Source organism: Arthrobacter sp. MDT1-48-3 (assembly GCF_054511015.1).
Genome location: NZ_JBTNDL010000002.1, coordinates 286,674 through 300,360, shown reverse-complemented (window position 1 = coordinate 300,360; position 13,687 = coordinate 286,674). Strand labels below are relative to the sequence as shown.

Annotated in this window: 10 protein-coding genes; 7 read left to right on the top strand and 3 right to left on the bottom strand. The window is 70.6% G+C overall.

What is annotated here, in order from left to right:
• Nucleotides 1-34 precede the first annotated feature (34 nt).
• Together ACX80L_RS06295 and ACX80L_RS06290 are read left to right on the top strand one after the other, a co-directional pair.
• Nucleotides 35-787 carry a TSUP family transporter gene (locus tag ACX80L_RS06295; protein ID WP_459288387.1) on the top strand — a complete coding sequence of 251 codons (753 nt, stop codon included), beginning with the start codon at nt 35-37 and terminating at the stop codon, nt 785-787.
• 79 nt (nt 788-866) lie between these two features.
• On the top strand, nt 867-2,147 hold the full coding sequence (locus ACX80L_RS06290) for a cell division protein PerM (RefSeq protein WP_459267561.1): 1,281 nt from the start codon (nt 867-869) through the stop codon (nt 2,145-2,147).
• 245 nt (nt 2,148-2,392) lie between these two features.
• On the opposite strand, the gene ACX80L_RS06285 is transcribed toward ACX80L_RS06290, so the two are convergent.
• Entirely contained in the window at nt 2,393-2,839 is a 447-nt protein-coding gene (locus tag ACX80L_RS06285; RefSeq protein ID WP_208740429.1) for a hypothetical protein, read from the bottom strand.
• Nucleotides 2,840-2,895: 56 nt separating this feature from the next.
• On the opposite strand from ACX80L_RS06285, the gene purN reads away from it, so the two are divergent.
• Nucleotides 2,896-3,477 (top strand): phosphoribosylglycinamide formyltransferase, encoded by a 582-nt coding sequence (gene purN, locus ACX80L_RS06280; protein ID WP_459288385.1) that lies wholly within the window; start codon nt 2,896-2,898, stop codon nt 3,475-3,477.
• A gap of 1 nt (nt 3,478) precedes the next feature.
• Nucleotides 3,479-4,495: a magnesium/cobalt transporter CorA gene (gene corA, locus ACX80L_RS06275; RefSeq protein WP_133082717.1), complete on the top strand. Its 1,017-nt coding sequence runs from the start codon at nt 3,479-3,481 to the stop codon at nt 4,493-4,495.
• Between the two features lie 117 nt (nt 4,496-4,612).
• On the opposite strand, the gene ACX80L_RS06270 is transcribed toward corA, so the two are convergent.
• Entirely contained in the window at nt 4,613-7,330 is a 2,718-nt protein-coding gene (locus ACX80L_RS06270) for an alpha-amylase family glycosyl hydrolase (protein WP_459288383.1), read from the bottom strand.
• A 150-nt stretch (nt 7,331-7,480) separates the two neighbouring features.
• Between ACX80L_RS06270 and ACX80L_RS06265 the strand changes: the two genes are divergently transcribed.
• Nucleotides 7,481-8,083, top strand: coding sequence for a DUF6318 family protein (locus ACX80L_RS06265; protein ID WP_459288381.1), 603 nt, complete (start codon nt 7,481-7,483; stop codon nt 8,081-8,083).
• A gap of 74 nt (nt 8,084-8,157) precedes the next feature.
• On the opposite strand, the gene ACX80L_RS06260 is transcribed toward ACX80L_RS06265, so the two are convergent.
• Nucleotides 8,158-9,510 (bottom strand): MFS transporter, encoded by a 1,353-nt coding sequence (locus ACX80L_RS06260; protein WP_459288380.1) that lies wholly within the window; start codon nt 9,508-9,510, stop codon nt 8,158-8,160.
• Between the two features lie 141 nt (nt 9,511-9,651).
• On the opposite strand from ACX80L_RS06260, the gene purH reads away from it, so the two are divergent.
• A complete protein-coding gene (gene purH, locus ACX80L_RS06255) occupies nt 9,652-11,256 on the top strand; it encodes a bifunctional phosphoribosylaminoimidazolecarboxamide formyltransferase/IMP cyclohydrolase (RefSeq protein ID WP_459267564.1) in 1,605 nt (534 codons plus the stop codon).
• A gap of 177 nt (nt 11,257-11,433) precedes the next feature.
• Nucleotides 11,434-13,656 (top strand): NADP-dependent isocitrate dehydrogenase, encoded by a 2,223-nt coding sequence (locus ACX80L_RS06250; protein ID WP_459288378.1) that lies wholly within the window; start codon nt 11,434-11,436, stop codon nt 13,654-13,656.
• Nucleotides 13,657-13,687 lie beyond the last annotated feature (31 nt).

Below are 13,687 nucleotides of genomic sequence, written 5' to 3'. Positions count from 1 at the left end.
GAGCGGGTGGTTGCCCCGGCGTACTGTAGCTGGGGTGACTCTCGGCATCTTCTGCATCGTGCTCGCCTCCGTCCTCGTGGGGGCCGTCGCGCAGCGCATCGCCGGACTCGGGTTCGCCCTGCTGATCGCACCCTTCCTCGTGATCATCCTCGGCCCGCACGCCGGTGTGCTCCTCGTCAACATCTGCGGTGTCGTGTCCTCGACGATCATCGTGGGCCGCGTGTGGAAGGACATCGACTGGAGCATGTTCCGCTGGCTGGTGGTGCCGTCCCTGTTCGGGTCGGTGCCCGGTTCCTTCCTCGCGGTGGCCGTGCCGTCGGCGCCCCTGTCCGTCACCGTCGGCGCCGTCGTCCTCGTGGCACTGACCATCTCCCTCGTGCTCCAGCGCTCCGACGTCGTCGTCCGCGGCAACGTGCCGAAAGTGGTCGCGGGCTTCACGGCGGGCCTCACCAATTCCATGGCCGGCGTGGGCGGCCCGGCGGTGAGCGCGTACGCCGTCCTCTCCCGCTGGCCGCAACGCCCGTTCGCCGCGACCCTCCAGCCCTTCTTCGTCTGCATCGGCACCGTGACGCTGGTCGCGAAGCTGATCCTCGACCCGTCCCAGGCTCCGGTGCTCGCGCCGTGGATGTGGATCGCGATCGGGCTGGCCATCGTCGCCGGCATCTTCGCCGGCGAGAAACTGGGACGCTTCGTCCGCGACCACCAGGCCCGGCTGTTCGTCCTCGTCATCGCGTTCGTCGGCGCGGGGCTGGCCGTCGTCAAGGGGCTCGTCGACCTCCTCGGGTGACAGGCGCCACCGGGCGGGCAGCGGTCGGCGCCCGCGTCGCTCGGCCCCGGCGGAGGCTCCCGGTGGCACCATGGAGGGGATGAAACTCCCCACCAAACCCCGTTCCCTTCCCATGCCCCTGTGGCTGCAGGGGGTGTTCGAGCTCGGCCAGGCCGCCCTGATCTCGGCGCTGCTCGTGGTCCTCCCCGTGGCCGCCGTCTGGCTGACGGGCGGATTCGCGGACCGCACGGCCGAGTCGGCGGCGCGGCTGGCCGGCCAGGGATGGCTCGTGATGCACGGGGTCCCGCTCGTCCTGCAGTTCCCGGCAGGCGTGGCCGGAGCCGAGGCGTCCGCGGGGCTGTTGCACGTGATCCCCTTCGGCCTCATCCTGGTGCCGTTGCTGCTCGCGTGGCGGGCAGGGCGGCGGCTCGCCCGCGCCTCCTACACGGATCAGCTCTGGCAGGCCCTGCTCGGGGCTTTGGTCACCTATGCCGCCATCGGCGCGGCCGTCGCCTACGTGTCCACGAGCGCCGACGCCTCCGCTCCGTTGGCCGCGGGAGCCCTGATACCGCCCGTCTCCGCCGGGATGGGCCTGATCACCGGTGCCTACCGTGAGGCCGGCGCCTGGAGCCGCCTGGTCGGTGTCGACTTCGCGGCGTGGGTGGGCCGTACGAGCCAGCACTCGCGCTGGGCGGGGTCCTACGCGTGGTCCGTCCTCCGCTCGGGGTTCCTCGCCGTGCTGGTCGCGGCGGGCCTGTCCGCGGTACTGCTCGCGGTGGCGATCGGCCTGAACTGGGCGGGGATCGCGGCGATCTACGAGCGGATCGACGGCGGGATCGCCGGTGCGTCGGTGGTGACCCTGCTCCAGCTCGGGCTCCTGCCCAACTTCGCGGCGTGGACGATGGCCTGGTCCACGGGGGCGGGATTCGCGCTCGGCACGGGCAGCTCCATCACCCCGCTCGCCAGTACCGTGGGTCCGCTGCCCGCCCTGCCCGTCCTCGGCGCGCTGCCGGCCGGCATCCTCGAGTACGGCTACGCCGCGCTGGCCATCCCGGTCGTCGCGGGACTCCTCGCCGGCTGGTGGTTCTTCCGCGAGGGCGAGAACCACTTCGACGAGTGGCTCGTCCTGCACAGCAAGCAGCGCTGGCTGACCGCGACGGCGTCCACCCTGGCCCTCGCGGGGCTCATCGGCATCGCGGCCGGGCTGGGCGGTGCCGCCGTCGCCGCCCTCTCGCGTGCCTCCCTCGGCCTCGGCCGTCTCACCGAGCTGGGGCCGGATCCGCTGACCGTCGGCCTGTGGTTCGCGATCGAGGTGGCCGTCGGCGCCCTCCTCGGGCACGCCGTCGGGCCCCTGCTCGAGCGGGAACCGCGGCGGCGCTGACGCGCCGGTGTCGGCCTGCGCTGTCGGGGCGCCGCTCCGCCCGACGCTTCTTCGGCCCGGGCGCCCCTCCGCCCGACGCCCCTCCGCCCGACGCCCCTTCGGTCTGGGCGCTACCAGTCCGGCCGCTACCAGTCCGGGCGCCACCAGTCCGGCCGCTACCGGCCCGGGCGCCACCAGTCCGGGCGCTACCGGCCCGGGCGCCACCAGTCCGGGCGCTACCGGCCCGGGCGCTACCAGTCCGGGCGCTACCGGCCCGGTGCGAAGCCCTCGAGCTTCCTGAGGCCTTCCTCGCAGTCCGCCTGCGCCTGCAACGTGAGGGCACGGGACATGCAGTCCTCATAGTTCTGCGTGACGGGCCACAGGAGGACCGAGGCCGTGGTCCCCGCCGTCAGGAACAGGGCGGCGGCGAGGCCGAGGGCCGTCGCGACGACCACGAACCGGGACAGTTTCGCGCTGATCGCCTTGACGAGCGCGACGACGCCGGCTCCGAGGGCGAACAGCGCCAGGACGAGCCCGAGGACCTTCCAGGGCAGGACCAGGCTGCTCGCGACCGCCCCGCCGAGCAGGGCCAGCAGGAACAGGCGCAGCCACAGCCCGGCCGACGCGGCGCGCGCGGCAGCGGCGTCGTCCGGACCTCCCCGCCCGCTCCCGACGCTGCGCGATCCGCTCGGTCTGGTGCCCTGCTCCGTCATCGTTCCTCCCTCGGCATGGTTCAACCCTAGGTGAGACGAGACCCTAAGGTTGAGCCATGCGCATCGTAGTACTCGTCTCCGGCAGCGGATCGAACCTCCAGGCCGTGATCGACGCCGTCGCCGACGGCAGCCTTCCCGTGACCATCGCCGCCGTGGGGGCGGACCGGCCCGGGACGGGCGGCGTGCAGCGGGCGCGCGACGCCGGCATCGCCACGTTCGAGGTGGACTTCCGGCAGTACGGGGACAGGGCGGCATGGAACCGGGACCTCACCGAGGCGGTCGCCTCCCACGCTCCGGACTACGTGGTTTCCTCGGGCTTCATGCGGATCGTCGACCAGCACTTCCTGGATGCGTTCCCCGACCGCTACCTGAACACCCATCCCGCCCTCCTGCCCAGCTTCCCGGGCGCCCACGGTGTCCGTGATGCCCTCGCCTACGGGGTCAAGGTGACGGGCTGCACCGTCATGATCGCGGACGCCGGGGTGGACACCGGCCCCATCCTCGCGCAGGCCCCGGTCGCCGTGCTGCCCGACGACACGGAGGACTCCCTGCACGGTCGCATCAAGGTCGAGGAGCGCCGGCTCCTGATCGAGACGCTCGCGGGGCTCGCGGCCGACTCCGCCGCAGCGGGAGCCTGAGATGCCCGTCGTCGCCAACGCCGTGTACGTCGGTGGGGAGACCCGCATCGATCCCGAGAACCTCGACAAGACGTTCGAGATCATGCGGGACAGCGGTGGTATGGGCTGGATCGGCCTGTACCGTCCCGAGCGCGAGGAGATCCACGCGGTCGAGGCCGAGTTCGGGCTGCACCCCCTCGCCGTCGAGGACGCCACCAACGGACACCAGCGGGCGAAGCTCGAACGCTACGGCGACACCCTCTTCCTCGTGCTGCGCCCCGCGCGCTACCTGGACGCCGAGGAGAAGGTGGAGTTCGGGGAGCTGCACCTCTTCGTCGGCCATGACTTCGTGGTGACCATCCGGCACGCCGAGTCACCGGACCTCGGCATCGTGCGGCGGAGGCTCGAGGCCGATCCGACGCTGCTCGCCGCCGGGCCCCAGGCCGTCCTGTACGCGCTGCTCGACCAGGTGGTCGACGAGTACGAGCCCGTGGTGCGGGGCCTCGAGAACGACATCGACGAGATCGAGGACGAGCTGTTCGGGGGAGCGCCGGATGTCTCGCGCCGGATCTACGAGCTGCATCGCGAGGTGATCGAGTTCCAGCGCGCCACGCAGCCCCTGGAGGCCATGATGGACGCCCTGCTGCGCGGGTCCGAGAAGTACCAGGTGGATTCCGAGCTCGGACGCAACCTGCGCGACGTCCAGGACCATGTGATCCGCGTCGTCGAGCGCGTGAACACGTTCCGCGCCCTGCTGCAGAATGCCCTCACGGTCCATTCGACGCTCGTGGCGCAGCGCCAGAACGAGGAGATGACGCGGCTGACGGAGACGTCGCTGAGCCAGGGGGAGGAGGTCAAGCGCATCTCGTCGTGGGCGGCCATCCTCTTCGCGCCGACCCTCATCGCCTCCGTCTACGGGATGAACTTCGACGTCATGCCGGAACTGCACTGGGCCCTGGGCTATCCGTTCGCCCTCCTGCTGATGGTGGCGATGGGCATCGGGCTGTGGTGGACGTTCAAGCGCAACGACTGGCTGTGACCCGCTCCGACGTCTCGAGGCACGCGGGAAGGACCACTGGTCAGGCCTGCATGACCAGCCCGTGACGGCGGCCGGGACCCGAGGGGGCCCGGCCGCCGTCGTGCCGTGCAGGCGGAGTCAGCGGGTGCTGATCACCTTGGTGCGGTGGTCGTAGACGAACGTGATCGGACCGCCCGGATGGGTCAGGGCGATATTGGTGCCGTTGAACGCGCCACCGGCTCCGTAGTTCTCCGTCCAGGACCGGTTCAGGGCGGCCTTGTACTCGTAGCTGCCGGCGGGCAGCTCCTCGATCCCGAGGAGCCAGGTCCGCGATGCGGCGTCGAACGTCATCTGCGCCTGGTCGCACGCCGGGTCCCAGTCGGCACCGCAGCCCAGTTCGGAGTCGAGGCTGCCGGCCACCGCCACCGTCCTGGGCTGCTCGATGACCGATCCGACGCGGACCGTCCTGGTATCGCTCACGGACGTACCGAGCACGGCCCGGTACTGCACCCGGGTGCCCTCCGCGAGGTCCAGGGAGGCGAGGTCGTCGACCGCCGTGTAGGTCGGCGACGAGTCGTCGGTGCCGATCGGGGTCCAGGCCCCACCCGCGATGCTGCGCTCGATCGTCACCGTGTACTCGGAGTCCCCGGGACTCGCCGTCGCGGTGACCTCGACGTCGCCCTGCACCTGCGTGCCCTCGGCGGGCAGGCCCATGGTGAGCCGGGGTGCGGGGACGACGGCCGACGCGGTCGGGCTCGTCCTCGTGTGCCGGCCGTTGTCGAGCACGACGGCGCGGTACTCGACGGCGGTCCCGGCGGGCAGGGCGCTGGTGTCGTGGTAGACGCTGTAGGGGGCGTTGTCGTCGGTGCCGATGCTCGTCCAGCCGCCGCCGGGCGTGCGTGCCTCGAACGTGACCTCGTAGAACGAGGAGCCGGCGACGTCGGCCGCCACCCGGGTCCGGCCGTTGTCCTCGGCGGCAGGGGTGGGCTGCTGCAGCGCGATCGCCGGCGCCTTGCTCGAGTGCGGGACCTTCCCGGAGAGCTCGTACACCACGGTGGACAGTGCGGGGACGGTCACGCTCAGGGTGCCGTCGGCGGCCGACCTCGCACGCTTCGGCGCATCCCCGTACACGAGGCCGAAGCTGCGCTTCGCCGCGTAGGTGGGGATAGCTGCGGTCTGCGGCTCGGTGCTGTTGTTCAGCGCCACGACGTACTCACGCTGCTCCTCGGCATCCGTCCGCGAGAACGCGTAGATGCCGGGGCCGTCCGCGGCGTAGCGGTGCTGGTGGGCGCCGTCGCGCAGGGCCGGGTGCTCCGCGGTGACCCCGGCGAGCGTGGCGATGCCGCGGTAGAGCGGGTGGCCGGTGTCGAAGTTGTCGGTCGCATGCGTCGCGGCGGTGCCGAGCAGGTCGTCGTCGAGGTACTCGGGCACCTGGCTCGCGAACAGCGTCTGGCGTGCGTCCTGGTCACCGCCGGGGCCGGTGAAGCCCTGCTCGTCGCCGTAGTAGATCACAGGGTTGCCGCGCGAGAAGTACATGAGCTCGTGCGCGAGGGTGTCCCGGGCCAGCAGCTCGTCCTCGGCGGCGCCCGGGTTGTCGGCGGTGAGGAAGCTGCCGATCCGCCCCATGTCGTGGTTCCCCAGGAACGTCGGAAGGCTGTACGCGTTGGAGTCCGCATCGGTGTACCAGTCGTCGCCGGCGAAGAAGGCCTGCAGGTCCGAGGCGGGAGCACCCTGGGACGCATAGCCCCGCGCCGCCGCCTGGAACGGGAAGTCGAGCACGGACTGCATGCGGTTGCGCGTGGTGAACTGCGAGGTGAAGGACTTGGTGGTGTCGAAGACCTCGCCGAACATGAAGAACTCGTCCTTGCCCTGCTCCTGGGCGTAGGAGAGCACCTCCGGACCGAAGGCCTGCCAGAACTCGTCGTTCACGTGCTTCATGGTGTCGATCCGGAAGCCGTCGACGCCGAAGTCCGCGATCCACGTCTTGTAGATGTCGATCATGCCGTCGACCACCCGGGGGTTCTCGGTGGAGAGGTCGTCGAGCCCGAAGAAGTCGCCGTAGTAGGCGTCCTCACCGGCGAAGGTCGTGTCGCCCCGGTTGTGGTAGAGCGTCGGGTCGTTCAGCCACTCGGGGACCTTCAGGTCGCGGTCGGCCTCCGGGACCACGGGGACGTACGGGAACGACGTCGCGGCGTCGAGTGCCGGGAAGGTGCCCGTGCCCGCGTAGTCGCGGTCGTCGAACGCGGCACCGTCGGCGTCGCGGTAGGGCTCCTCGTCCTTCGAGATGTACGGTGCCCGCTCTCCGGCGTCGTACCCGATCACGTCGGCCGTGTGGTTGGTGATGATGTCGAAGTAGACCTTCATGCCGCGCTCGTGGGCGGCGTCGATGAGGGCCTTCAGGTCCTCGTTGGAGCCGAGGTGCGGGTCGATCTGCGTGAAGTCGGTGATCCAGTAGCCGTGATAGCCGGCGGAGTCGTCCTCCGGCTGGACGGCACGGTTCTTGAAGCTCGGGGTGAGCCAGATGGACGTGGTCCCCATGCCCTGGATGTAGTCGAGCTCCTGCAGCAGGCCCTGGAGGTCTCCGCCGTTGTAGTAGCCCTTGCGGGTGGGGTCGAAGCCGGACACCGACGGATCGGGTCCCAGCCCGCCGTCGTCGTTGGCCGTGCTGCCGTTCCGGAAGCGGTCGGCCATGACGAAGTAGAAGTTCTCGTCGGTGACGGCGGAGCGGAGGGAGTGCCGGGCTTCGGCCGCCGGCGGGGAGCCTGGATCCTCGGGTGCGGCGGTGGCGGGCAGTGCCGTGACGGAGCCGGCAACGAGGGCGGTCAGCACGACGACGGTGGCGTGGCGAGGTTTCACATGTCTCCTTCGTGGGAAAGGACCAGCGTGTCCCACGTCACAGGAGGAGTCAATCCTGCGCGGCCCGGTCGGCCCCTGAAGTTGCCTGGGGCACCGGTAGGGTGGGGGAGGCCTCCGGCCACTCCGATCTCGAACACCGTTGGGACTCTCATGAACACCTCGCGCATCGCGGCCACCGCCGCCCTCACCCTGCTGGCGCTCACAGCCTGCGCCGGCACCCCCGAGTCCACGCCGGCGACCCCGGCCGGGACCCGGCCGTCCCCCGCCAGCTCCTCCGCCGCAGCCTCGAACATCCAGCGGCCCGCGACCAACGACCTCGTCGGGGAGGTGTCCGCCGAGGGCGCCCGGGCGTTCCTCTACTACTACTTCGACCTCAAGGCCTATGTCCTGCAGACCGGGGACGCGGCCGCCGTGCTCGAGGTCCTCGACGGAGCGGCGAGCGAGCAGGCCGAGGCGGAACGGCTGGAGGCCGTATACGACGGCGGCGGGTGGGTGCTCGGCGGCCAGCCCAAGGTGGAGAACGTCTACCTCACCACGCCGGAGGACGAGGTGGCGGAGGGCGCCGATGTCACCGCCCTGATCCCCGTCAACCCCGACGCCTACACCGAGTTCGCGGAGGACGGTGCCGTCGCCGAGCAGCGTCCGTTCTCGCCGGCCGGCACCATCTACACCGCCACCGTCCGCTACGCCGACGGCGCGTGGAAGGTCACCTCGCTCGAAGAGACCCCGGACGCGGTCCTGCCCGAGGCCTAGCCCGCACGGGTGGCCCGCGACGAGGAAGGGGTGCCACCGCTGCGACGGTGGCACCCCTCGTCGTCCCGGGCCGGTCAGCGCAGCGTGGCGTTCCGGGTCTCGGGGGCGTTGAAGGCCATGAACACGACGGCGAGGAGCACCAGTCCGCCGGTCAGGGCGAACGTGAGCGGCAGGCCGAGGTAGGGCCACAGGAGCGTCCCGAAGATCAGGGGGACCAGGCCCGCGCCGATCCGGGAGATGGTCGACGCCCAGCCGAACCCGCTGCCCCGCAGCTCCGTCGGGTACAGCTCCGAGACGTAGGTGTAGAGGACGGGGATGGCCACCTGCACCACGAAACCGAAGCCCAGCAGCCATGCCGTGGCGGCGGCGGGCAGGTCGAGCGTCAGTGCGAAGACGACCAGGAGCGCGGCGGAGCCGGGACCCGTGACGGCCAGGAGCCACTTGCGGCCCACGCGCTCCACCAGGAGGGCGGCCGCGATCACCCCCAGGAAACCGACGCCGGTCATGAACGTGGTCGTGATGAAGGCGACCGACTGCGCGTAGCCCGAGGCGATGAGGATCCGCGGCATCCACGTCAGGGCACCGTAGTAGACGAGCAGGATGGTCAGGAACAGGCTCCAGGCCGTGAGGGTGATGCGCCAGTCGTAGCGCCACAGCCCCGCCAGCTGGCCCGAGACACTGCCGAGCGAGAGTCGGGGCGTCTGCTCGGGCTCCGGCAGGCGCCATTCCCGCTGCTCCGCGCCGGTCCGGGCCACCAGGTCGTCGATGACCGTCCTGGCCTCCTCGCCCCGGCCGCGCTGCACGAGGTAGAGCGGCGATTCGGGGACGCCGCGCCGCACCCAGAAGACGAGGAGTGCCGGGAGCACCATGACGAGCATCGCGTAGCGCCAGCTGCCCGACTGGGCCACGACCACCGTCGTGACCACCCCGCACAGAAAGGCGCCGACAGGCCACCACGCATCCATCGCGGTGAGGACCCGGCCGCGCTGCCACCGGGGCGTGAACTCGCCGACCAGGGCGTAGTCCACGGGGATGCAGCCGCCGAGGCCGAAGCCCGCGAGGAACCGGAACACGCAGAACCAGACGATGTCCGGGGAGAACGCCCCCAGCACGGTGAAGACCGAGAAGACGAGCAGCGTGAGGGTGAAGGCCCGCTTGCGACCGATGATGTCGGCGACCGAGCCCCAGGCGAAGGCCCCGACCGCCATGCCGATGAGGTTCGACGTCGCGACCCAGGCCGCCTGGCCGGAGGACAGGCCCCAGTCGTCGATCAGGAGGGGGATCAGGTAGGCGTTGAGGGTCACGTCCCAGGCGTCGAACATGAAGCCGAGGCCGCCGATGAGGAAGATCTTCCCCTGGACCTTCCAGCGCCAGGGGAGGTCCTGCACCACCTGGTCACCGGTGGGGAGTTGCGTATGGGTGTTCATGATGCCTTCTCGGAGGGTGCTGTTCTGCCAGAACTGTACCGCCAGCCACCCGGGACCCCGTGCGGTCCCCTCGCAACCGGGCAGGGCCGCACCTATAGACTTGGTGCCGACCCCAGCGACGCTCTACTGACGGAGATCTGCGTGAGCCTGACCCACCTCGACCGTGTCCCCATCCGCCGAGCACTGATCTCGGTGTTCGACAAGACCGGCCTGGAGGAGCTGGCGCAGGGCCTGCACCGTGCGGGCGTCTCCATCGTCTCCACCGGCTCGACGGCGCAGCGCATCGCCGCCGCAGGTGTCCCCGTCACCGAGGTGTCCGAGGTGACCGGATTCGCCGAGACCCTCGACGGGCGCGTGAAGACCCTGCACCCCAAGGTCCACGCCGGCATCCTCGCGGACCGCCGCCGGCAGGAGCACGTCGACCAGCTCGCCGAGCTCGACATCGAGGCGTTCGACCTCGTGGTGGTGAACCTGTACCCCTTCGTCGAGACGGTGCGCTCGGGCGCGGAGCCCGACGCCGTCGTCGAGCAGATCGACATCGGTGGACCCGCCATGGTGCGGTCCGCCGCGAAGAACCACCCGTCGGTCGCCGTCGTTGTGGACCCCGCCCGCTACGGTGACGTGGTCACGGCGGCCGCGGAGGGCGGCTTCGACCTGAAGGCACGACGCCGGCTGGCCGCCCTCGCCTTCGCGCACACCGCCGCGTACGACACCGCCGTCGCGTCCTGGACCGCCGAGCAGTTCGAGACCGACGACGACGCCTTCACCTGGCCGGGCTACGCGGGCCTCGCGCTCGAGCGCTCCGAGGTGCTCCGCTACGGCGAGAACCCGCACCAGCAGGCGGCACTGTACGTGGAGAAGGGCGCCACGCCGGGCATCGCCCAGGCCGACCAGCTCCACGGCAAGGCCATGAGCTACAACAACTTCGTCGATGCCGACGCTGCCCTCCGTGCGGCCTTCGACTTCGAGGAGCCCGCGGTCGCGATCATCAAGCACGCCAACCCGTGCGGGGTCGCGGTCGGCTCGGCAGACGCCGAGGACCCCATCGCCGACGCCCACGCCAAGGCCCACGCCTGCGACCCGGTGTCGGCGTTCGGCGGGGTCATCGCCGCGAACCGCGAGGTGACCGCCGGCATGGCCGCCACGGTGAAGGACATCTTCACGGAGGTCGTGATCGCGCCGTCGTTCTCCGCCGGGGCCGTCGAGATCCTCTCGCAGAAGAAGAACATCCGGCTCCTGACCCTGCCCGAGGGCTACGGCCGGAACCCCGTGGAGTTCCGCCAGGTCTCCGGAGGGGTGCTCCTTCAGGTCGCGGACACGCTCGACGCCGACGGCGACGACCCCTCCGGCTGGACCCTGGCCGCCGGGAAGGCCGCCGACGACGCCACGCTCGCCGACCTCCGCTTCGCCTGGAAGGCCTGCCGGGCCGCGAAGTCCAACGCCATCCTGCTGGCGAAGGACGGCGCAGCCGTGGGTGTGGGCATGGGCCAGGTCAACCGCGTGGACTCCTGCAGGCTCGCCGTCGAGCGCGCCAACTCGCTCGCCGACGCCGAGCGTGCCCGCGGCTCGGTCGCGGCGTCCGACGCGTTCTTCCCCTTCGCGGACGGACTGCAGATCCTGCTCGACGCCGGTGTCCGCGCCGTCGTCCAGCCGGGCGGTTCGGTGCGCGACCAGGAGGTCATCGACGCGGCGGACGCGGCCGGCGTGACGCTGTACCTGACCGGCGCACGCCACTTCTTCCACTGACCTCCCCGCAGGCGCGCCGGCGGCTCCGGCCACCGGCGACCTGCGGGATACACCCGTCGACGCCGTCGTTCCATCGGGTCCGCCGTTAGGCGATGCCTCGGGGACCTCGGTAAGTTAGAGCCGATGGGCAAGCCCCAACCGACCGCACAACGCAAGAGCACCAGGGAGACGCCACCCATGGCCAAGATCATCTACACCCACACCGACGAGGCGCCGATGTTGGCCACCTACTCGTTCCTGCCGATCATCGAGGCGTTCGCCTCCACGGCGGGTGTCGAGGTGGAGACCCGCGACATCTCGCTCTCGGGCCGCATCATCGCCCTCTTCGGCGATCACCTCACCGAGGACCAGCGACAGGCGGACGCGCTCGCGGAACTCGGCGCACTGGCGAAGACGCCGGACGCCAACATCATCAAGCTGCCCAACATCAGCGCCTCCATCCCGCAGCTCAAGGCCGCCATCACCGAGCTCCAGGGACAGGGCTACGCGCTGCCGGACTATCCCGACCACCCCTCGACGGACGAGGAGAAGGAGGTCCGCGCGCGGTACGACAAGGTCAAGGGCAGCGCCGTGAACCCCGTCCTCCGCGAGGGGAACTCGGACCGCCGGGCTCCCGCGTCGGTCAAGAACTACGCACGCCAGAACCCGCACAGCATGGGTGCCTGGACGCCGGAGTCCAGGACGAACGTCGCGCACATGACGGGCGACGACTTCCGCTCCAACGAGCAGTCCGTCGTGATCCCCGCCGACGGCACGATCTCGATCCAGCACGTCGCCGCGGACGGTTCCGTGACGGTCCTCAAGGACTCCTTCCCGGTCCTCGCCGGCGAGGTCGTCGACGGAACGGTCATGCGGGCCGAAGCACTCAACAGCTTCCTGAAGGCCTCCGTCGCCCGCGCCAAGGAGGAGGGCGTGCTCTTCTCGGCACACCTCAAGGCCACCATGATGAAGGTCTCGGACCCCATCATCTTCGGCCACGTGGTCCGCGCCTTCCTGCCCGAGCTCTTCGAGACCTACGGTGAGCAGCTGACGGCTGCCGGCCTGAGCCCGAACAACGGCCTGGCGTCCATCCTCGGCGGCCTCGACAAGCTTCCCGAGGACGTGCGCGAGGGAGTGCAGCAGGCGATCTCGAAGGGCATGGAGGACGGCCCGGCGATCGCCATGGTCGATTCCGACAAGGGCATCACCAACCTCCACGTGCCGAGCGACGTCATCGTCGACGCCTCCATGCCGGCGATGATCCGCTCGTCGGGCCACATGTGGGGACCGGACGGCAAGGAAGCGGACACGCTGGCCGTCATCCCCGACAGCAGCTACGCCGGCATCTACCAGGTCGTCCTGGACGACTGCCGTGCCCACGGCGCCTTCGACCCGACCACCATGGGCACCGTCCCCAACGTCGGCCTCATGGCGCAGGCGGCCGAGGAGTACGGCAGCCACGACAAGACCTTTGAGATCCCTGCGGCCGGCACGGTCCAGATCCTCGACGCCGAGGGCACCGTGCTGATCGAGCACGACGTCGCGCCCGGTGACATCTGGCGCGCCTGCCAGACCAAGGACGCGCCCATCCTCGACTGGGTGAAGCTCGCCGTCACGCGTGCCCGTGCCTCGGCGACGCCCGCGGTGTTCTGGCTCGACGAGAGCCGGGCGCACGATGCGAACCTGATCGCCAAGGTCCAGGCCTACCTGGCGGAGCACGACACGGACGACGTCGAGCTGCAGATCATGACGCCCGTCGATGCGACGGCCTTCACGCTCGAGCGCATCCGCAGGGGCGAGGACACCATCTCGGTGACCGGCAACGTGCTGCGCGACTACCTGACGGACCTGTTCCCCATCCTCGAGCTCGGCACGAGCGCCAAGATGCTCTCCGTGGTCCCGCTGATGAACGGCGGTGGACTCTTCGAGACCGGCGCCGGCGGGTCCGCTCCGAAGCACGTGCAGCAGCTCGTGAAGGAGAACCACCTCCGGTGGGACAGCCTGGGTGAGTTCCTCGCCCTCGCGGTCAGCTTCGAGCACCTGGCGACGTCGACAGGTAACGCCCGCGCGCAGATCCTCGCCGACACGCTGGACCGCGCCACCGGCACGTTCCTGCTCGAGAACAAGTCGCCCAGCCGCCGCGTCGGTGAGATCGACAACCGCGGCAGCCACTACTTCCTCGCCCGCTACTGGGCCGAGGAGCTGGCCCGGCAGGAGCAGGACGCCGAACTCGCCGAGAGCTTCTCCCGCGTCGCGGAGGCGCTGACGGGCAACGAGGACACCATCGTGGCCGAGCTGCTCGCCGTGCAGGGCTCACCCGCCGACATCGGCGGTTACTTCCACCCCGACGTCACGAAGGTCACCGAGGTGATGCGTCCCTCCGCCAAGCTGTCGGAGGTCCTCGCGATCCTCGCCCGGTAGGCTCCGTCGCTCCAGCCGGTGGACAGGAGTC

Bases quoted from the DNA above. Each gene is read 5' to 3' on its own strand.
- ACX80L_RS06285 (WP_208740429.1), bottom strand. From the start codon at position 2,839: ATGACGGAGCAGGGCACCAGACCGAGCGGATCGCGCAGCGTCGGGAGC.
- ACX80L_RS06265 (WP_459288381.1), top strand. From the start codon at position 7,481: ATGAACACCTCGCGCATCGCGGCCACCGCCGCCCTCACCCTGCTGGCG.
- corA (WP_133082717.1), top strand. From the start codon at position 3,479: ATGCCCGTCGTCGCCAACGCCGTGTACGTCGGTGGGGAGACCCGCATC.
- ACX80L_RS06260 (WP_459288380.1), bottom strand. From the start codon at position 9,510: ATGAACACCCATACGCAACTCCCCACCGGTGACCAGGTGGTGCAGGAC.
- ACX80L_RS06290 (WP_459267561.1), top strand. From the start codon at position 867: ATGAAACTCCCCACCAAACCCCGTTCCCTTCCCATGCCCCTGTGGCTG.
- purN (WP_459288385.1), top strand. From the start codon at position 2,896: ATGCGCATCGTAGTACTCGTCTCCGGCAGCGGATCGAACCTCCAGGCC.
- ACX80L_RS06250 (WP_459288378.1), top strand. From the start codon at position 11,434: ATGGCCAAGATCATCTACACCCACACCGACGAGGCGCCGATGTTGGCC.